General features: G+C 47.6%; 16 protein-coding genes and 2 pseudogenes. 9 read left to right on the plus strand and 9 right to left on the minus strand.

Features of this window, described 5'->3' with window-relative positions; all coding sequences use genetic code 11:
- Positions 1–7: 7 nt before the first annotated feature.
- Positions 8–703, plus strand: coding sequence for a response regulator (locus DMB88_RS26740; RefSeq protein WP_128103715.1), 696 nt, complete (start codon positions 8–10; stop codon positions 701–703).
- A 141-nt stretch (positions 704–844) separates the two neighbouring features.
- Here DMB88_RS26740 and DMB88_RS26745 read toward each other — a convergent pair whose 3' ends face one another.
- The 5 genes from DMB88_RS26745 to ftsE form a co-directional block, all read right to left on the minus strand.
- Positions 845–2,170: a PDZ domain-containing protein gene (locus DMB88_RS26745; RefSeq protein ID WP_128103716.1), complete on the minus strand. Its 1,326-nt coding sequence runs from the start codon at positions 2,168–2,170 to the stop codon at positions 845–847.
- Positions 2,171–2,234: 64 nt separating this feature from the next.
- A complete protein-coding gene (locus DMB88_RS26750) occupies positions 2,235–3,707 on the minus strand; it encodes a S41 family peptidase (RefSeq protein WP_128103717.1) in 1,473 nt (490 codons plus the stop codon).
- A 135-nt stretch (positions 3,708–3,842) separates the two neighbouring features.
- A complete protein-coding gene (locus tag DMB88_RS26755; RefSeq protein WP_128103718.1) occupies positions 3,843–5,129 on the minus strand; it encodes a murein hydrolase activator EnvC family protein in 1,287 nt (428 codons plus the stop codon).
- Between the two features lie 189 nt (positions 5,130–5,318).
- Positions 5,319–6,236, minus strand: coding sequence for a permease-like cell division protein FtsX (gene ftsX / locus DMB88_RS26760; RefSeq protein ID WP_128103719.1), 918 nt, complete (start codon positions 6,234–6,236; stop codon positions 5,319–5,321).
- Complete coding sequence (gene ftsE / locus DMB88_RS26765; RefSeq protein ID WP_128103720.1) at positions 6,226–6,912, minus strand: cell division ATP-binding protein FtsE; 687 nt, start codon at positions 6,910–6,912, stop codon at positions 6,226–6,228. Before ftsE ends, ftsX begins: the two co-directional genes overlap by 11 nt.
- A 252-nt stretch (positions 6,913–7,164) precedes the next feature.
- On the opposite strand from ftsE, the gene DMB88_RS26770 reads away from it, so the two are divergent.
- Positions 7,165–8,598 (plus strand): VanW family protein, encoded by a 1,434-nt coding sequence (locus DMB88_RS26770; RefSeq protein ID WP_128103721.1) that lies wholly within the window; start codon positions 7,165–7,167, stop codon positions 8,596–8,598.
- Positions 8,599–8,705: 107 nt separating this feature from the next.
- Here the strand turns inward: DMB88_RS26770 and DMB88_RS26775 are convergent, their stop codons facing one another.
- From DMB88_RS26775 to DMB88_RS26785, 3 genes are all read right to left on the minus strand, one after another.
- The gene (locus DMB88_RS26775) at positions 8,706–10,262 is read right to left on the minus strand and encodes an MDR family MFS transporter (RefSeq protein WP_128103722.1); all 1,557 of its coding nucleotides are present in this window, start codon (positions 10,260–10,262) and stop codon (positions 8,706–8,708) included.
- 143 nt (positions 10,263–10,405) lie between these two features.
- The gene (locus DMB88_RS26780; RefSeq protein ID WP_128103723.1) at positions 10,406–11,233 is read right to left on the minus strand and encodes a polymer-forming cytoskeletal protein; all 828 of its coding nucleotides are present in this window, start codon (positions 11,231–11,233) and stop codon (positions 10,406–10,408) included.
- A 15-nt stretch (positions 11,234–11,248) separates the two neighbouring features.
- The gene (locus DMB88_RS26785; protein WP_128103724.1) at positions 11,249–11,878 is read right to left on the minus strand and encodes a YhbD family protein; all 630 of its coding nucleotides are present in this window, start codon (positions 11,876–11,878) and stop codon (positions 11,249–11,251) included.
- A 221-nt stretch (positions 11,879–12,099) separates the two neighbouring features.
- On the opposite strand from DMB88_RS26785, the pseudogene DMB88_RS26790 reads away from it, so the two are divergent.
- A pseudogene (locus tag DMB88_RS26790) lies at positions 12,100–12,887 on the plus strand (alpha/beta hydrolase).
- A gap of 179 nt (positions 12,888–13,066) precedes the next feature.
- Here the strand turns inward: DMB88_RS26790 and DMB88_RS26795 are convergent.
- Positions 13,067–14,698, minus strand: a complete 1,632-nt coding sequence (locus DMB88_RS26795; RefSeq protein WP_128103725.1) for a PucR family transcriptional regulator — start codon at positions 14,696–14,698, stop codon at positions 13,067–13,069.
- Positions 14,699–14,868: 170 nt separating this feature from the next.
- Between DMB88_RS26795 and allC the strand changes: the two genes are divergently transcribed.
- The 6 genes and pseudogenes from allC (at position 14,869) to DMB88_RS26820 (ending at position 21,189) form a co-directional block, all read left to right on the plus strand.
- Positions 14,869–16,113, plus strand: a complete 1,245-nt coding sequence (gene allC, locus DMB88_RS26800; protein WP_128104624.1) for an allantoate deiminase — start codon at positions 14,869–14,871, stop codon at positions 16,111–16,113.
- Positions 16,114–16,138: 25 nt separating this feature from the next.
- A complete protein-coding gene (locus DMB88_RS26805) occupies positions 16,139–17,359 on the plus strand; it encodes a pyridoxal-phosphate-dependent aminotransferase family protein (protein ID WP_128103726.1) in 1,221 nt (406 codons plus the stop codon).
- Between the two features lie 237 nt (positions 17,360–17,596).
- The gene (locus tag DMB88_RS26810; RefSeq protein ID WP_254438359.1) at positions 17,597–18,862 is read left to right on the plus strand and encodes a uracil/xanthine transporter; all 1,266 of its coding nucleotides are present in this window, start codon (positions 17,597–17,599) and stop codon (positions 18,860–18,862) included.
- A 139-nt stretch (positions 18,863–19,001) separates the two neighbouring features.
- A pseudogene (locus DMB88_RS32235) lies at positions 19,002–19,576 on the plus strand (amidase family protein); the annotation flags it as partial.
- A gap of 6 nt (positions 19,577–19,582) precedes the next feature.
- Complete coding sequence (locus tag DMB88_RS32240; RefSeq protein WP_368028381.1) at positions 19,583–20,332, plus strand: amidase family protein; 750 nt, start codon at positions 19,583–19,585, stop codon at positions 20,330–20,332.
- Positions 20,329–21,189 carry a fumarylacetoacetate hydrolase family protein gene (locus DMB88_RS26820; RefSeq protein ID WP_128103727.1) on the plus strand — a complete coding sequence of 287 codons (861 nt, stop codon included), beginning with the start codon at positions 20,329–20,331 and terminating at the stop codon, positions 21,187–21,189. Before DMB88_RS32240 ends, DMB88_RS26820 begins: the two co-directional genes overlap by 4 nt.
- The last annotated feature ends 197 nt before the right edge of the window (positions 21,190–21,386 follow it).

Here is a 21,386-nt window from a genome sequence, read left to right on the forward strand (position 1 = left end):
TGTTTCCATGATTGAACCCAACGAAAATAATCCAGCACCTCATTCTGGCCCAACACATTCTTCGTACATTCGGCTTATTCTGGTTGACGATGATCCCTTCATTCGCGAAAGCCTCAAGGTACTTATTGGACTCGATCCTTCGATCACAGTGACAGGAACAGCGGGCAACGGGCATGAGGCACTCGCTTTACTGGATTCAGGCGCAGATGCAGACGTTATCCTTATGGATATTCGCATGCCAGAATGTGACGGGGTGGAAGGTACGAAGGTTATTAAAACGCGTTACCCAGACATCCGTATTTTAATGCTGACAACGTTCGATGATGATGAATATATCATTCAAGCTCTGCAAAACGGGGCAAGTGGTTATTTGCTCAAAAATGTTCCGCCTGATCGGATTATTCAAGGAATTAAGACCGTTCATCGCGGGGACATGTTAATTCATCCCGATATTGCAAGCAAACTCGCCGGGCTGCTTCGCCCCACACCTACTCCTTCTGCACATGATCCATTGAAGTCCTCTGGACTAACACGAATGGAATTGTCTGTGGCAAAAGCCATCTCGGAGGGTCTGTCCAACAAAGAAATTGCCGCTAAGCTGTTCCTAAGCGAAGGAACGGTCAAAAACTATGTGACAGATATTCTTGGCAAGCTTAGTCTACGGGATCGGACTCAGATCGCTATCTACATATTAAAAAAATAAAAAAGTGATAAACAGAATCAAGCTAAATCAACTCAACAAGTATGGCTTTCAGTATCAGAGAAGATGCATTTATGGAACAAAATCAAAAAGGGTATTTCCACACCAGACCTATGCAGGCTGTGGAAATACCCTTTATTTGCATTACATCTCTACAGAACCCGATTCCCCTGTCGTAGGAGCAGGCAGAGCGAGTGGTGCCCCTTCGCTGCGCTGATCTTTTCGACGAGCGAAGACCTTAAGGCTAACAATATGGAACAGAGAATGCTGCCGAAGTTGAACTGCCCAGGCCTCATGATTATCTGGAGCCATAATAATTCCAAGCTGATGATGCTCGCCTTCATAGATGGCACGTTGCATGAACTTGCTCTCTCCTTGATGATTACGAACCTCAAGCTTGCAGAAGGCTGAGTTCATACGCAAGGCACGGTGCAATTCCTCAGGCGAATGGACCATGACCCCATTCGCCTTATAGATGGTCTCTCCTGCTTCAATACCTAGTTCAGCCGCTGGGCTATCCGGAATAACACCCAGCACTTTCAGACCATGTTCAGGGTGAACGAACACTGGACTCCGATGCTGTTCTTCGAAACTGCTATACCATACCAACAATTCATGTCCAATGAATGCAGCCAAAGCCGCAACGACCATGAATGGTGACCACCATGCAGCCAGAAGACTTAACCCTAGAAGACTTGTCCCGTAGATCAGCAACCTCTTGGCAGAGATCTGCACTTTCTGTCCTGGAAGCATGCTCTGGGTCACTTCACCGAATCCAAGCATGATCGGTAGAGCCGCCAGCATATATCCATTCCCTGCGTTCATGAGCGGATTCCATGCCAGCTCTGCACCACTCCCTGTCACAGGTACAAGGATTAGCAGCGGAATAGGCCAAAAATGCAGCAACTGATACCCGCCGACCAGCTTGCCTCGTTTACCTTCAAAGAGTAGTGGTGATGCCATTGAAACACCCTGCATCCTTAACAACATTGCTTCCCCGAGGTGTAGAATCGCGGCTAGCACAAGAAGTGCAGGCATATCTAAGGCTCTAATCGCCTCGGTAGAACTGCCCAGCCATCCCGTAGGTTGCCAGTCAGAAGCTAGGTTCAGCCCAAACTGTACTACACCGAGCAATCCAGCCGCGTATGCGAAGCATAAGTACCGAATCCGGAACAATGCCAAGAACACAGTAGCCACCCATATGCACACTACACTGCTTAGAGTAAGGTGCGCTCCAAGGAACAACGAAATGATCGAGACAATTATACCGAGTAGAATTCCTCCCAGCACAGTTCGAATCGTCTGGGTTATTGAACTTTGTAGGCGAACGTGGAACAATTTACGCTCCTGTAACAATTGCCGATGATAGACGAGTGCAATCAGGATTACCGCAATATAATAAAACGGCTGAATAAACAACTGCAACAATGCTTCCCCTAATGTAGTTAACCATGGCCAAGCCCATTCCATTGTGGACGGTCACTCCTCTCCTTCAGCCGGTTCAGAAAAAAAGAAGGCTGAAAATCAGCCTTCTTTATGGCTTCGACACAGCAGCCGAAATATCCTTCGAGACATTTTCGATCGCGCGCTTCAGCTGTGCATCATATTGAGGATTGGCAATGCGTTCAATCAGAGCCGCTTCTAGAGATTCTGCGGTTTTCTCATCAATCTCGCCTGTTGCCTGAATGCCTTTTTGTTTCTGGAATGCTTTGACCGCTTCTTCTGTCTTCTGGTCATAGTATCCATCCACTCGATCTGGCTTGAAATCAAGTCCTCTCAGCATCGTCTGCGCACTTTTCACATCCGTGCTATTGCTGTCATATTTCAGCGGTAATTTCTCTTTATTTATCGGTGCTACCGAGAAGTAATCCGGTTGATTCACCGCAATGTCCGGCTTGATGCCTTTTTCATGAATCCAATCTCCGTTCGGTGTGAGCCATTTTGCAATGGTGATCTTCAGCAAGCTGCCGTCACCCATTTGCTTGTCATAACTCGTCTGTACGGTACCTTTACCGAAGGAGTTCTCACCGATCAAGGTCGCGCCTGCGGATTGTTGCAATGCTCCAGCCAAGATCTCGGATGCACTTGCACTACCTTTGTTCATCAGCACAGTGATCGGATAAGATTTACCGGAGCCATTCGACTTACTTTGTTCCTTCTTACCGTTCTTGTCTTCAACCTGAACGATAACCTTATCTTTTGGAACAAACTGCTCGGCAATTTCGATTACGACTTGCAGCACACCGCCTGGATCATTACGCACATCAATAATCAGACCCTTCATGTTCTGCTTCTCGAGCTTAGCTAACTCTTCCTTGAAGCGTTCACCCGTATTTAATGAGAATTGTGTGATGGTGATAACCCCCACCCCATTATCTTCCATGTGGGCATAGATCGTCTCCAAATCAATGTCGTCCCGAACAATGACAAATTCAATCAGCTCGGTAGATCCGGCGCGTTTAACCTGTACCTTCGCCTCACTACCTTTTGGGCCTCTGATTTTGTTAACGGCCTTATTTAGCTCCAGACCTTGCAACGTTTCACCGTTGACAGACATGATGATATCTTTTGCCCGAATCCCAGCTTTCTCTGCTGGTGATCCTTTGATTGGAGATACAACAACCACGTTTCCATCCTGAGACGAGACCTCTGCACCAATGCCAGTAAATGAACCCTCTATGGATTCCTCAAACTGGGCTGCTGTCTCCTGCCCCATATAGTTGGAATATGGATCTCCAAGCGATTCCATCATTCCGTTGATCGCACCATCAATCAGTTTGGTTCGATCCACGTCTTTATAATAGTTTTTGGAGATCAAATCCATCGCGGTTTCAATCTTCTTCAGCTCGTTCTTCTGCTGTGTATTACCTGTCACACTGGCTAACAGGCCTTCACCTGGTGTCGTTGGACTTGCCATGCCGGGAAAACTCATTAACACCAATGTAAGTAAGCTTCCTCCGAGAAGGGCTCCAATGACAAGCAGCAGCGCCGATCTTTTTTTCATCATCCGTTTGTCACCGCCTTTAGTTATGAACCATTCTAAGTTCATGGATCATCGAATCCAATTCCTGAACATGCCAACCTAGTATATGTCTAGCTTGTACGGAATATGTTTTTTCCATTCTTACGGTACAAATATTCCTTATAAATAATTCATAGGGTTGACTGGAGTACCATTGTCACGTACTTCAAAATGCAAGTGAGGGCCAGTGGAGTTACCGGTATTACCTGATTCTGAGATTTTGTCCCCACGAGATACCGTATCTCCCTTACTAACACTCAGACTACTGTTATGCGCGTAAAGCGTCCACAGTCCTCCACCGTGATCAATAATGACCGTATTACCGTAACCGCTCATCCACTCTGCAACGATTACAACACCACCTGAAACAGCACGCACTGTAGTACCTTGTGGAACGGCAAAGTCAACACCAGCATGCATCTTACCTACCTCACCCGTAATTGGGTGAGTACGCGGACCAAACGATGAGGATATTCTACCTCCAGAGATTGGCATACTGAAAATCCCATTACCACCTGAATAGGAGCTTACGGAGCTGCTTTCACTACTGCCTCCGGTACTAACTCTGGTAGCTGCTTTGGCTTTGGCTGCTGCACGAGCTGCGGCTTCTGCTTTGGCTTTAGCTGCTGCGGCAGCCTGCTCCTCACGCAATTTATTTTTCTCTTGCAACAGAGCGGAACGTTTGCTAGCAATCTGCATCAACACATCTTCCTGCTCTTGCGTTAATTCCTCGGACTCTTCAATTTTAGCATCATAGGAAGCCAAAAGCACTTGCTTCTCTTGCTCTTTCTCGTTCAACTGCGCCTTACGTTGCTTCTTCTGAGCGTACAGACTCTTGGCTTCAGCATACTGCTGATCCAGCTCTGCCTTTTTATCTACAACAAGCTGCTTGTCCTTCTTATGTTCATCAAGTAGATGCTGATCTTGATCCACGATCGTTTTCAGCGAGTCTGCACGAGTTAAGAAATCAGAGAAGCTTGTGGAAGACAATAATACGTCCAGATAGGAGACAGCACCGTCGGTATACATCAGACGTACACGAGATTCCAGCAATTTCTCTCTGGCTACGATCCGTTCCTCTGCAGCTTGAAGATCTTTCTTCGTTGTACGTAGATCCTCTTCGGTATTCTCTATCTGTAATGAGACGTTTGCGAGTTCATCACTAACGACATTAATCTGCTCCATAACAACCTTCAAGTAAGCATTCGTTTTGTTTTTGTAATGCTGCGCTTCCTTTTTGTTGGCAGCGGCCTTCTTCTGCTCTTGTTTGGCTGTGGCCGCCTTGTTCTCTAGTTGTTGAATCTGCTGATCGATGTCACTAATGCTACTCTTAGCATATCCGTCCGAAGGTTGAAACGTTAAGCTAGCTAACAATGTAATAGCTAGCAGCGAAGCGGTTTTTTTCAAAATGTCGATCTCCCATCCTATGAATTCACAAGAAAGCAGCCTGTACAGGCAGTGAACAAACATGTTCTCTGCTTTCTTCCATCTTAAGAAATTCGGTCTCTCCTACATATCGTCAAACAGCTCCATTTTGTGAACCTGCTATGCCATTCTAGTTTGCGAACGTTCAACATTCTACGTGGATACGTAGTTCTAAACGTTAAGGGACTTACGGATGGACAGCGTACTGCCCAGAATACCTACCAATACCCCTAGCCCGATCAATAAGGTTGCGAACAACACCCAGATATCACCAAGCGGAACAAGGTTAAGCATCTGCATAAATACATCCTGACCAATGGTCGCCATAAGACGACTGTACCCAAAGAAGAGTACGGCTACTGTAACCGCTGAACCAATCAGTCCGATTAGCGCACCTTCAATGAAGAACGGCCAACGAATGAACGTATTGGTTGCTCCAACCAGCTTCATGATGCCGATCTCTCGGCGACGGGCAAGAATCGTTACGCGAATCGTATTCGAGATCAGGAACATAGACATTAGACCCAGTCCCCCAACGAAGATAAATCCGATGTTACGAACCAGCTTCGTAAATTTAAACAATACCTCCACCGTTTCCTTGCCGTAATTCACTTTCATGATCGGCTTCTCCGGGTGTTTCTCGTTCAATGCTTCAATTTTTTGCGCTACAAAAGTAACGGTTTCCGGTTCAATGACCTCAACTTCAATGGTCTCCGGTAGTGGGTTATTATCCACATCGAAACCGCTAAGTACATTATCTGCGCTGTCTCCGAGACGCTCACGGAACTCTTTCAGTCCCTCTTCCTTGGAGACAAAGCGAATTTCACTTACTTCAGGCATGGCGCTGATCTCTTGTTCGAGTGTGTTTCGTAACTGCTCGTCCACATTCAATTCAAGAAACGTGCTGATCTCCACCTGACTGTCCACTTGGTTTGCCATCGAATTCACATTCAATACCAATAGCATAAACACACCAAGAATAAGCAGGGATACGATGATGGACATGATGGAGGCCACAGACATCCAGCCGTTGCGGAATACGTTTTTGAATCCCTCCCGCAAATGGCGCAAGAGAGTACTAAAATTCATAACCGTATTCTCCTCTCATCTGATCCCGTACGATCTGTCCACGTTCAATGGCGATAACCCGTTTACGCATCGTATTTACGATGTCTTTGTTATGGGTTGCCATGACGATTGTTGTTCCTCGGAAGTTGATCTCATCCAGCAGTTGCATAATTCCCCATGACGTCTCTGGATCAAGGTTACCTGTAGGCTCGTCCGCGATAATAACCGACGGATTATTCACAATCGCTCGTGCGATGGCAATACGCTGCTGTTCCCCACCTGAGAGCTGTGAAGGCTCACGATTGGCCTTACCACGCAGTCCCACCAGATCAAGCACTTCCATCACTCGTTTCTTGATATGACGCTTCGGTGCTTCAATAACTTCCATAGCAAAAGCTACATTCTCGAACGCCGTCATCTTAGGCAGCAGTCGGAAGTCCTGGAATACAACACCGATGTTACGGCGTACATAAGGGATTTTCCTTGGTTTCAGCTTACCGATATTAAATCCGTTAATGGATATTTGTCCTTTTGTCGGAACTTCTTCTCTGTACATCAATTTCATAAATGTCGATTTGCCTGCGCCAGACGGACCGACGATATAGACAAATTCATTGCGGTCGATCTTCACCGACACCCCTTGTAAAGCGTGGGTCCCATTGGCGTAGGTCTTCCACACGTCCTGCATTTCTATCACATCATCACTTCCTGCTCGCATAGTTAGCCATTATCATTTCGACACAATCCCGGCATTTCCTTTAAAAAGACCTGAATTTCATCAGGAGAAGTCCACTTCGACCTTTTTTGATGGTGAAGCATGGATTCATATGAAGTTTATTGTAACAAATTTGTTACCTATTGAGTACCCGAAAGTTTTCCTACATTGGATCATATATATAGAAAGTGTTACAAAGTGCGGAACAACAGAAGTAAAAAGGAGCGTACGGTTATGAAAAAAATACACGTGGCAGTCATTGCAATGTTCTCGATCCTCTTATTAGGTTCCGCATCCTATGGAATGATCTATATGTATGTGAACCAACCGTCGTTACCGCAGAAGTTACAGGTGGGTGGATGGCAGATCGGAGGAATGAATCGAGCGGAGGTCATGCTTGAACTGGATGAGAAATTACAACAGTTGGAAGAGTGGCCTGTCATTTTGGAACTGGACGAACCCCTCGCGAGAACACTACCCTTTACAGCTGCGCAAACAGGCGCACATTATGATGCAGCCAGCTTCCGACTTGCCATGAAGCAACTGGAGGAAGGAAACTTATGGGAACGTGCCTATGCGCGTTATCATCTGGCTGAAGATTGGTCTGTGGAACTGACGTATGATGCGACATCATTAAAAGCTCAACTGAGCCCTGCGTGGGAAAAAGAAACCTTCGGTTCTCCTTCCAATGCTGTTCGCAGGATCACGCCTAGCGACAAGATTCAATACATCCCGGAAAAAGGTGTACGCCGCATCGCTTGGGATGAACTAATCCGTCAATTACAGGTCAAGCTACCTCATGATTTCGGTGTAATAGACTTGGAGGGTAAACCTGATTCGATCCGCATTCAGCTCCCACTGTATACGATGAAACCTGATGTTACGGTGGACTCCCTGCGCTCAGAGGGCATTGAACGGAAAATCATTCAGTTCTCGACAGGGCTCGGCAATAGCAGTGAGGGTCGGGTACATAATGTGAGCGCAGCAGCCGAAGCCATTGACGGCATGATTCTGAAGCCAGGTGCCATGTTTGATTATGAGAAAATTGTTCAAAAAGCCGAGAAAGAATTCGGCTTCCGCGAAGCGCCGGTCATTGTGAACGGACGACTGACACCCGGAATTGGCGGGGGCATCTGCCAGGTATCCAGCACGATATATAATGCAGCACTGCTCACAGGTCTTGATATCGTTGAGCGTCGCAATCACTCCCTGCCGGTTAAATATTTGCCAAAAGGACTGGATGCCACCTTTGCATCAGGAGCCATCAACTTTCGCTTCAAAAACAACACTGGCAAATCATTGCTTATTCATGCCGAGGTCAACAACCATCGGTTAGTCGTGAAGTTTTTTGGTACATTTCCGGAGAATGTCAACTATGCCCTTGAATCTCGCACGATTGAAACGTTAAGTGTTCCCGTAAAATACGTATCCAGCAACGTTCTCCCCGATGGAGCAGAGCAGGTGCTGCAAAACGGACAGCCTGGATATATTGTCGAGACTGTACGGACGAAGCGGGTCGATGGGAAAGTCGTCGAATCCAAAACCATTTCACGAGATACGTACAAAGCACAGAATCGCCTAATTGCACGCCCGGGAAACAGCAGTATACCTGATGAACAAGAGCCTTCCATTGTTGAGGATGGGATCTCGGATACCAAACAACCTTAATTAATCCAGCTTATTGTCAAAGCTTCTATAGAAAAAAAGACACACCTCTCGTCTACCTTTCGGTTAACGTGTGAAGTGTGTCTTTCCTGTATTAATGCAGCAAGAAGTTAATGACCGCCTGTATATTCGCCTTGCTCTTCGCCTATGACCATCTTCTCATTGCCCATGAAGAAGGAAGCGATTAGAGCCAGTGCAGCCGGAATGGCAGCCCAGGCAAACAACTGCACAATGGAAGAAGACAGCGCATGTGTGATGGCCTCCAGAATCTGTGGTGGAATACCCTGTCTTAATTCCGGCGACAACAGCGCATGTGGATCTGTCAAATTTAGTCCCTCTGGTATGCCCCCACCAGATGCACCCGCTCCACCAGCCTCTGCTGCTGACCCGAGCGCCTCAGTCATTTTACGTGTAAACACTTGGCTCTGGACGATCCCAAAGATCGTGATCCCCATCGTCATCCCGAGAGATCGCAAAAAGTTAAGCGTAGAACTAGCTGCTCCGCGTCTCCGTGGTTCAAATGCATTCATCGCCGCATTGCTAAGCACCGAGAACGATGCGCCAACGCCAAGCCCGACCATAACCATGAAGATGCGAATTGTCCAGAGTGATGATCCCTCATCCAGCGTTGTAAGCAATCCAAGCCCAAGCACGAGCAGAGCCAGTGTGGGAATCATAATATTCCGGTACTTGATTTTGGTCATTAATACCCCGCCCAGCGAAGCTGTTACGACCGAACCAAGCATCATTGGCAGTAAAACCAGACCTGAGTTGGTCGCTTTGCCGCCCAAAACACCTTGAATGAAAATCGGTATGTACACTGAAGCTGTAATAAACGCCGCTCCACTGAACATTGCGATCACGTTGCTGGACCAATACACTCGATTGCGGAACATACCAAAGGAAATAATCGGTTCCTTGGCTCTCGTCTCTGCAAACAGGAACAATAGAGCCAGCACGACAAATCCGGCAAACAAACCGATAATCTGAGCCGAATCCCACGCATACGTCTTACCACCCAATTCTAAACCGAAGATGAGGCAGACAACGGCACCAATCAGTGTTACAGCACCTAACCAGTCAATCTGCTGGGATTGATGCTGGTGTGATTCCTTATAACAGATGGTGATAAACAGAAACGCAATTAGACCGAGTGGCAGGTTAATATAGAAAACCCACTCCCACGTCGCATACTCTGTAATGTAAGCACCCAGCAACGGGCCAAATACGCTGGATAGACCAAATACCGCACCAAACAATCCACCCAGCTTGCCACGTGCCTCTGGCGCAACAACGTCAAACATAATCGTAAATGCAATGGGTACCAGTGCGCCCGCACCAATTCCCTGAATGGCTCTATACATCGTTAATTCCACGATAGATGTCGCTGTTCCGCACAGTGCCGAACCGAGCATAAATACAATGATACCAAATACAAAAAACTTCTTCCGTCCGTACATATCCGACAGTTTACCGAAGATCGGCATGCCCGCCATCTCCGCAACCATGTATGCAGAGGTTACCCAAACGAACTTGTCGAGTCCTCCGAGTTTGCCGACGATATCGCCCATCGCCGTAGCCACAATGGTGTTATCCATTGAAGCCATGAGTATGCTAAGCAGCAGCCCTGCCAGCACAAATCCAATTTTATTTTTACTTGCAGCCATCGTTCTTAATCTCTCCATTCACGATCTATTCATATGACTGCATTAGTATATCCGAAATGTTGCAATCATTAATCAGTCCAAGGACCGATTGCTTTACGCCAAAACAATATATCGTGAACGAGCAATCCATATCAGTTTTCGTATCAGATTTGTTCAACGCGGCCTATTCTCGCTTCCGGATCTACCGACAAGTCACCCGAATACTCGACCAGCCTAATGTTACAGCCACGCCCAATATGAACTCGTGTACCCCGAACGGTATCGGCTTCTGTATCTTCAAGCATGATCTCATCTCCCTCAATCAGTTCTGCTCGAAAAGAAGGAGCCCCACCCAAACCAAGTGCTTTCCATAATCCACTGCGCTCTCTACGCCGAATATCAATCCGTTCACCACCGACTTCCCTAGCTGAAGAAGACGTATATAGACGAATCTCCACGGTGTCTGCGTTCAGTAGCCCTCCTACCTTCAGGTTACCTTGAACACTAATCGTCTCGCCCTGCACATCTCCATCAATCGTAGCCATCCCGCCGATATCGATGCGTTCACTGTCCACTCTGCCGCGTACGTTGCATTTTCCGTTCACCGTTAACTCCGGCGTAGCCAAAGCTCCATTAATGGTTGTCATGCCATCCACACGGACACGAGAACTAACCAGCGGGCCGTTAATTGTACACATCCCATTGACCGTTGTAGTCTCAGCGCGTGCCGGGCCATGGACGCCCAGTGTTCCATTTACATCCAGTGAGGTCGTTTGCAGCTCGCCTTCCACTTTAGCCATACCATTCACGGTTACACTCTCGGTGTACAACGCACCATAGATTTTCAGTGTTCCATTTACATTGAGCGATGTGCAATCTAAATCTCCATCCAATTTGGCCATGCCATCGATATTCACTCGATTATAGTGCCCACCTGTCGTTTTGCGAGACCCTGTTACATTCAAGTCATTTCTCATGTGACGCTCTTCCATTCATTTCTCCCCTTTTCAGACATTCCCTAATTTAAGTTTCAGTTCTTCCATGAACGTTGCCAGCGTAATTCTCAATACCACTTTTACACCCTGATCAAAATAAAGCTCCGCTCCTGCGCCAACCAGCATAAACGTCGGTACACCCATTTTGCGAATAAGCAGCAATTCACTCGCTCTGTCTCTGAAACGGTAATAATGATCTGACATCACTTCGATCAATAACGAACCTTCCTGTCTTGTGATATCTCCACTCATTAATAGCTTCTCAAGTACATAAAGCATCATGATCTGCTCCAGACCGTACAATGGTTGCTCCCGACCTGCTTCTGTCAACAATTCAAGAGATGCTAATGAAACAATATTTCGATCTAGTAGTTGCTGGACAGACATCTCTACTTCGCCTAATGATGGCGAGAACACATCCGCCAGCTCATCCAGCGATAAGCCGTCCTTCATGTGGATAATCTTATCGATTCGTGGCAAAATCTGCTGTTTCGGAAAAAAGGTCTCCTGTCCTGTATAGGAAGACTTCCGAATGAACCATTCCTCCGGAATGAGATTTTTACGTTTCCAGCGATATAACTGCCCATATGAAATGCCCGTCAGGTCTAATAATTCTTTTTTGGAGATCAAATCATCCGTCATCGTTGAACCCCCTTGTCAATGAAAACAGTGTAACATAACATTGTTACGTTGTTAAGAGGGTCATTCTCAACCGTATATTAATCTCGTCATTGCATCAGGGGAGCTTTGGGTATAACCTGTGTAATAGATACTACGCTTCATGAAGAATTCATATCCCTAGGCTTCCAAACGGGAGATGTAAAGGTTACATATCGGACTTATGAAAGGGGTTACTTTATTAGATGGCACTTATTAAATGTGATTTTTATTCAGACACACTTGGATTAAGCACGAGTATGCATGTTATTTTGCCACAACAAACGCATACTCAAATCGGCATGCAAAATGTAACTGGAACAGGATTACATCCTACACTCTACTTGTTGCATGGTCTTTCGGACGATGATTCCATCTGGCTGCGCAGAACATCGATTGAACGGTACGTTGCTGATCTTGGTATTGCCGTTGTTATGCCACAGGTTCACCGCAGCTTCTACACGGATATGGCCGAGGGTGGACGTTACTGGACATTTATTAGTGAAGAACTGCCAACACTCGCCCGCTCGTTCTTCCCTCTATCCCACCAACGTGAAGATAACTTCGTTGCTGGCCTATCAATGGGTGGCTACGGTGCGTTCAAGCTAGCGCTTCGTAAACCAGAGCAATATGCGGCGGCAGCTAGCTTATCTGGCGCACTCGACATGGTTGCTCACCTGAACAACACTGGAGGATCTGCATTGCAGCAGGCTGAAATGAAACGAATTTTCGGATCACAAATAGCGGGTCAGAGAATGATCTGCTTCATTTGCTGCAAGAGAGCAAGCAAAATCCAGACGCAAGACCGTTACTGTATCAGTGCTGTGGAACGGAAGACTTCCTTTATGAAGATAACCAGTCCTTCAGAAAGGCTTGCGAACAGACGGACTTCAAGCTGACATACGAGGAAGAAGCAGGTGCACATGAATGGGGTTATTGGGATGCGAAGATTCAAGACGTATTGAAATGGCTTCCTTTGCCTAAACGAGACTAGCGGTTATGCAAGGTATGACGTACAAAGAATGTAATTGTGCTTTTGAGAGGATACGGGAAAACATAGCTCTTACAGGATCATCCTTTAAAGCCACTATGTTCTCCCCTCGTAATACGAAGTATTCATTCAATCGCTTGATCTGATTACACACGAAAAAATCACTGTCACCTTGTCCCTCTTCATCCCTCTGCCAACCCTTCCTTTGGCAATAGCGCTTTGATTCGGAACGCCATACGTAGACGCAACGTTTCTTCTGGATCTTTCAGACTGCGACCGATAATCTCCTCGCATTTCTCTAACCGATATATTACTGTGTTGCGATGGATGTAGAGTCGTTTCGCTGTTTCAGCCAGATGACAATGCGTTTCCAGATAAACAGATAACGTATGGAGCAGCATATGATGATCCTTAATGGTCTCGTCCTCGAATCCTTGCATCGTATCCGCATAGAATTTGTGGAGGTGCTCATGTGGGATCATACGTAAAATTTCAGGAACTTCCTTCGGCTGATACATCTCGATAAAGCGCGTTTTGCCCGCTATGCCACCGAAGTACAGAGCTTCATTGGCCTCTTTGTAAGAAACGGGGATCTGGGCGAGCGGCTGAGCATAGCTACTGAAACCAAACGATAGCTCTGATTCGTAATGGACAGCAATCTTGCCCTGAAGACGCTCTAGTAGTGCGACAAAGAATGGTCTAACCGTTTTCCACTCCTCAACCAGCGGCATTAACAACACGTAGGCGCGGTCATGAGTGAACAAATGTAATGGATATCGAAAATGAGTCAGTTCTCCTTCAAGATGTTCGGCAATCCGATCCTGCTCAGCCTTATATTGCATGAATGAGATGGTTCTATCCGTACCATCGAATTTGCCAACTGCACAAAGATATCGCTGCTCGCTGGACAGTCCAAATTCACGTCCCCGACTCGCGATCTCCTCACTACTGGAGAATGCGCCACCGATAAAATTAGCAAAAAATTCGTTCTGGATGCGGCGGCGATTCTGCTTGAGCGCATTATCCTTCATTAATTCAAACGCAATCACGTTAGTTGCCTGTTCTATAGTCAAAATATTCGAACGTTCAGACGGCGTAACCAAGCCTTCTATACACAGGAAATGTAATTGTCTGTGGGTATACACTGGAAACAATGTCAGCGTTTCACGTTTCTCACTTAATAGAGAGAACGCCGAGAAAACAGATGGTGCCACATGAAAATGCCCTCCGCCAGACAACAATGATTCAATATGCGCTGCGGTGGTCGCGGAGAATCGACCATAGATGGGCTGAAGGTAAGGGCCGAGAAGAAGTACCGGCAAGCGAAGCAAAGATGATAACTGATCCAGCAGCTTCGGGATGCCCTGACCGCTCATGATCTGCTGAGTGAACTGTCGATGGGTCTGTATGGCATTATGCAGTTCAGTAGTTTGTACATCGAGGATATGACTTAGCGATTTGTTAACAATATCGCCAAGTGAAGGATCGACAGGCAACTCCATCAGAGGCAGATCCAACTCGTTAGCTAGCTGAATTGCAGATTCAGGGATATTCCCGAGGTAACGTTTGCTTTTGATACCGAGCCCAGTACAGTCTTGGCGACTCATCTCCGAGATTAGTTCAAGCAGAGCTGGCAGATCGTCCTTAAAGTGAAAAGCCGTCGTAATGAGTAATTCATTCTTTCTCAGGTATGGAATGATATCCGGGGCATCCATCATGTTGACTGTATGAACTTCCCTGTTCAAACCCGTTGCTCCTGCGACAATGATTGTTCCGTCAAACACCGGCAGCTTCAGTAGCTCATTCATTTTCATCGTTCTTGCGCCCCTTTGGTTAACATGTCCAATGAATCCTGTTATTCTTCTACATTTTCGTGAATGATTTCCCTTTTGTTTTATTCTACGATTAATTAATCACAATGCCAAGTCAATTAATATAACACCGGTTGGAAAGCTTATGCTGCCGGAATGGGGAGATTGCATTGATAATCAAACAACCGAAGCCGTCTGCCTTATCCGAGCAGGTCGAAAACATGATTGAATGGCTGGCTTCGCACGGCAAAGACGAACGGAATGGCGTAAGCCGGCTACTCTATGACCCAGCTTGGATCGCGGCACAACGAGCCATTGAAGCCAAAATGAACGACCTCGGGCTACGGGTGTACTACGACGACGTTGGTAACTTGTTCGGGCATGCAGCTGGACGCGACCCTCAGGCTCGGGTTGTACTGACTGGATCTCATGTTGATACAGTTATAGGGGGCGGAAAATACGACGGAGCCTACGGAATCGTTGCTGCGCTAATTGCCGTGGAACATTTATTAGAGCAATACGGTCAGCCGCTCAAACCCATTGAGATTGTCTCACTCTGTGAAGAAGAGGGAAGCCGCTTCCCGATGACCTATTGGGGTTCAGGTAATATTACTGGCACGAAAAATCGCGAGGCTATTCAACATTTAAAAGATGCGAGTGGTATGCTGTTTGAACAGGCGATGTACAATGCCGGGTTCGGATTAGGGCAGCATCCACAGCCCCAGCGCAGTGACCTCGAATGTTTTATCGAATTGCATATCGAGCAAGGCCAGGTATTGGAACGCGAGAAGAAATCAATCGGTGTTGTCAGCCATATCGTTGGGCAACGCCGCTACGATATTACAGTCCATGGCGAGAGCAATCATGCGGGCACAACCCCGATGAAGTGGCGGCAGGATGCCATGTTTACCGCTGCTGAGTTGATTCGGATACTGATGCATCGAGCCAATGCAAGTGAAGACGGGTTGGTAGCTACGGTTGGACGTTTGGATGCCAAACCCAATGTTGGTAACGTCATTGCACGCGAGGTCACCTTTAGCCTAGATGTACGCCACAGTGACACAGAGACCATTCGAACATTCTGCAATGAATGCTTCGACGAATTCGAGGCTGTCGCAGCCCAACACGGAACACGCATTGCTTATCGCAAGTGGATGGATGAACCTCCGGTTGCGATGGATTCAGCACTGAATGCAGCGACTGAGAGCATTTTACAGCGTGAGGGTATTTCGTACCAAAAGATGACCAGTGGCGCGGGACATGATTCACAAGTATTCGGAACGTATTGCCCAACAGCGTTGTTATTTGTACCAAGTCGAGGCGGCATTAGCCACTCCCCCGCGGAGTTTACCGATACAGAAGATTTGCAGCGCGGTGTACGCCTGCTGATCGACCTACTTCATCAATTGGCTTATTAATATACATTCAGGAGGCGGTTATGAGATGACGAAGTACCGGGAAATCCATGCACCTTTGAGAACAATCATGACACCAGGACCGGTCGAAGTAGATCCGAGAGTCCTACGAGCAATGGCAACACCGATTCTAGGTCAATTCGATCCGGCATTCACGCAAATGATGAACGAGACGATGGATATGTTAAGACAAACGTTTCAAACAAAGAATCAATGGGCTTTCCCGGTTGACGGCACTTCCCGTTCAGGACTGGAAGCCGTATTGTGCAGCCTAATTGAACCTGGCGACAAAGTGCTCGTACCGATCTTCGGCCGTTTCGGCCACCTGCTGACAGAAATCGCTGAGCGCCACGGTGCTGAGCTGCATCTGATGGAATGCCCTTGGGGAGAAGTGTTCGACCAACAGGCTGTGATTGATGAGGTTAAACGGGTACAACCGAAGATTGTAGCCATTGTACATGGTGAAACTTCAACAGGCTGCATGCAGCCACTGGATTTAATCGGCCCAGCTTGCCGTGAGCTTGGTGTGCTAACAGTCGTCGATGCCGTTGCCTCCATTGGTGGTGCGCCAGTCAAAGTAGATGAGTGGCAGCTTGATGCGGTTATCGGGGGCACACAAAAGTGCATCTCCGTACCTTCCGGTATGGCTCCAGTTACGTACAACGAGCGGGTAGAACAGATTCTGGCAAGTCGGAAAAAGGTAGAGCGAGGCGTCGCACTAGACAGCGACCGTCGAGATGTAGCACACCCGATTCGCAGCAACTACTTTGATCTGAGTCAGTTGCAGGACTACTGGGGGCCACGTCGTCTAAACCATCATACCGAAGCAACGTCCATGCTATACGCGTTACGCGAGGGACTACGCATCCTGCTCGATGAAGGACTCGAAGAGCGCTTCGAACGTCATAAGCAGCATGAAAAAGCATTAATGGCAGGCATTCGCGGCATGGGGCTAGAATTATTTAACGACGTCGATTGGAAGCTGCCTGTGGTGACTTGCGTGAAGATTCCACAAGGGGTTGATGGTGAGTCTGTACGAAGCATGTTACTTCACCAGTTCGGCATTGAGATTGCTAGCTCATTCGGCCCGTTACATGGGCAAATCTGGCGAATCGGTACGATGGGTTATAGCTGCCGTAAGGAAAACGTGCTATTCGTACTATCCGCACTGGAAGCTGTGTTAATCCGACACAACGCTCCAATTGTCATCGGACGTGGAGTACAGGAAGCACTTAACGTGTATGAGTAAAATACATCCAGGTGCCACACCCTCCGTTATAACTTCTTAGCTAGAACATAATCGCGTTACAGCTTAGAGGATACGACACAGAGTCTCAGCTGCACACACTTGAATGTTACAGAGAAATGGGATTCCGGCATGTCCGGAATCCTTTTGCATAAACAAGACTTCGCTATAGGAACGCCGGGCACATCATTGTTACTGCTCGAAGACCGTTTCGGCGAAACTCCAAGCGGAAGGTGACACATGAACAATATCATCCGGCTGCGCTCAGGACTTGCTGGGTTGCAGTGGCTCTTTTTCTTATTTACAAATACAGTCGTCATTCCAATCACGGTAGGGGCGGCATTTGCATTACCGCAAGACAAAATCCAATTCTTAATTCAATGCTCATTTGTTCTTACAGGGCTCGCCTGCGTGGTACAAGCAGCGTTTGGGCATCAAAGATCGGTCATGGAAGGACAGTCAGGATTGTGGTGGGGTGTCATTCTGAGCCTCAGCGCGGCTGCGCCTTCACTGGGCATCTCCCTGACGGAGCTGGGCGGTAGTCTGGCCGTGGGTATCGTGATCTCAGGTGTCATCACTATTCTAATCGGCGTTTGCGGACTTGCGGCCCCGTTGTCGAAGTTGTTTACGCCAGGCGTGATGGCTGTATTTATGTTTCTCCTCGGTTGCCGGCTGAACATGATTTTTCTGGAAGGAATGCTCGGGATCTCCTCGGGATCTTCTACGGAAGCAACAACGATTCAACCCACCGTGTTTCTGTTATCAGCAGCCGTGGCTGTTTTCGTCGCAGTCTTATCCGTAAAAGCAAGACCTGCGATTGGACAGTATGCGTTACTGATTGGGATTCTGGGTGGATGGGTGCTATACACACTCATTTTCGGCAGAGATAGCGAGACATCCAGCACAGGAACACTTGACATAGGTTGGTTCCCTCTCGGTGATCCATGGCACGGCCTAAACATAGGCGTTGTCATGATTGCGATCATCGCCGGTCTGGTTAATGCCTCGAACACATTCGGCGCTCTGAAGGGGACAGATCACATTTACGAACAAGAAGCCTCTGACAAGCAGTATAGACGTTCCTTTACGATCAGCGGTGTGTTTGCGGTTCTGTCAGGGCTACTCGGGCTGGTACCCTACGCTCCTTACGTTTCATCTGTAGGTTTTCTTCAACAGACCCGTATTCGAGACCGACTCCCATTTGTCATTGGTGGTCTACTCTTCGCGGGAATCGGTCTGATCCCGGCAATCAGCGGTTTGCTGACACAACTACCGCTCAGCATCGGGAGCGCTGTATTATTAGTAACATATCTACGACTACTCGGTTCATCACTACAATATTTCGGCCAGATTCAAATGGATGCAGCAAACTTGTACCGGACAGCAGCACCTCTGTTCGTTGGAGTCATCGTGATGGGATTGCCATCGGAATATTTCGCCTCCTTGCCCCACTGCTACGTCCGCTACTCGGAAATGGTCTGCTCGTCGGCATTTTACTGGCACTAGTGTTGGATCGACTTCGCTCCGGTTCATCCCAACAAGATCAGACGCTGGCTTCTAACAAAGTTCGGAGACTTATAACTCCAACATCTGAGCACTCAGGACGCACACTCAATTCCAATTTGAATCCGAAAGGAGAACAGTCATGAGAAGGATATATGCGAATCAATCGAAGGCTTTCAAACTGGGCACAGACACAGAGAACGAGATCACTTTGGAACGTCAGGATCAATGGGGAGCATTTGTGGATGCCACGGTTCAGTTAGCTTCTACTGGGACGGGCGAGCTCGACGGGCTAACATTCGCAGTGAAAGACGTCTTTGATATTCAAGGTGTAACCAGTGGAGCAGGCAATCCAGATTGGCTTCGAACGCATGAAGCTCCGGATTCCACCGCTCCCGCGCTGTTACCCTTACTAGCCAGCGGCGCAAGACTTATAGGCACAACACAGACGGACGAATTGATGTACAGCCTGAATGGGGAAAATGCTCACTATGGCACACCAATCAACCCCTCGCACCAGATCGAATACCAGGCGGATCATCAAGCGGTTCAGCCGTTGCAGCTGCGGCAGGTCTGGTTCATTTCGCCATAGGCACAGACACAGGTGGTTCGGTTCGTATTCCATCATCGTACTGTGGTCTGTATGGCTTCCGGCCAACACATGGAGCCGTATCTGCGGAAGGGGTCATTCCACTCGCACGTAGCTTCGATACGGTTGGCTGGATGAGCCAATCTCCGAAGATTCTGTTAGATGTGGGCAAGGTACTACTACAAAATAGATCGGCAACTCATCAAGATAATGAATTCAGCGTAGAAGCGATTGCAGAAAGCGGTGCATATGACGCATCCGATGTTGAACCAACATTCTCGCGTTTCCTCATTGCAGATGAAGCTTGGGGTCTGCCAGAGGAAAACGATCGTTCAACCCTACTCTCGAAGCTGCACGAACTGCCCAACTGGAAGCAGGCTAGCACTTCAATCCAATTAACAGCACCTACGGAGAGCTTGGCGGACTGGTCGGCAGCGTTCCGTGTTCTTCAAGGGTTAGAAATTGCCCATGAACATGGCGATTGGTTGATAAAGGAACGTCCAGCATTCGGCCCTGGTATCGCAGAACGATTTGAGTGGGCTTGTACACTGGAGGCATCTGCACATACCACCGAGAGTGACCTACGTACTCGAATTCGCGGCAGCCTTATTGAACTGCTCGGCGATGACGGACTCCTGGCAATTCCAACTGCTCCAGGCCCCGCCCCACTACTCGGGCTACAAGGCGCGCAAGCCGAGGCCTATCGAGCAAAGACCATGCAACTCTCTTGCATCGCAGGGCTTTCAGGTTTACCTCAGGTTACCGTGCCAGTCATTCGTGAGGATGGACTGCCCATCGGGCTATCCTTTATTGGTGGCGCTAATACCGATCTTAAGCTACTACGTTGGATGGCAGAACATTTCACAGAAGAGGTGCGCGGATGAAACTAGTAACGATTGAACATCAAGGACAGGAGCAATTAGCGTTCCTGACAGATCGTGGCGTGATTCCACTGACTTGGCTGAATGAGGATCAAAACTCAGATTGGTATACAAGCCTTTTCACACTATTGCAAAACAAACAACTGAAGACTTTGCAAGACTGGTACGTTAGTGGCGGACAGGAGACCCTCTCCGCTCTTCCTGCACTGCCAGTGGACGCTGTATCTTACCGCGCGCTATACCGCCGACCTGGCAAAATGATTGGGGTTGGCATGAACTACCTGGCAAAAGCCATCGAGCTGTCAGGACGCCCTGCCGAGGATGAGCCTGTCATCTTTCTGAAACCCGACACGTCGCTGATTGGCCCCGGCGAAGCGATTCGTCTACCGGATGGAGCTGGACAGATCACGGCAGAGGCAGAGCTAGCCATCGTCATTGGGCAGACATGCAGAAATGTTACCGAGCACGATGCTATGAATTACGTAGCCGGTTATACCACTTCTCTCGATATGACGGCTAAGGAGATTCACGCGCGTAATCCTAGATTTATGCAAAGAGCCAAAAGCTTCGATACGTTCCTGAGCCTTGGCTCCTCCTTATCTACTCCTGACGAATACGTTGATCTGCCTAATCTTATAGTTGAAACTGTACTGAATGGCGAAGTCATGCACCACAATACCGTTAGCCGAATGATCTTCTCACCCACATACTTAATCTCTTTCCTTTCACATGTAATGACATTACATCCGGGAGATATCATTTTGACAGGCACACCTGGTTCAGTCGTCATTGAAGCTGGTGATGAAGTGGAATGCCGGATTGCTGGGTTAAAAACATTGAGCAATTCGGTAGAAAACTGAATCTCTGATTATTGAAAATCGTCTGCATGAACATTCGTATCCTGCCCCTCAACATAACATGACATTAAACGTAATATTTTTTTGTTTAATTTGAACAGAAAACCCGATCATAATCTACGTTTTTGTCAATGAATTGTGAGGACAAGGTGATAAAATAAGGATAACAAATCTAAAGTAAGATTACATAACACATAAAG

This window comes from Paenibacillus sp. DCT19 (assembly GCF_003268635.1).
GTDB lineage: Bacteria > Bacillota > Bacilli > Paenibacillales > Paenibacillaceae > Paenibacillus.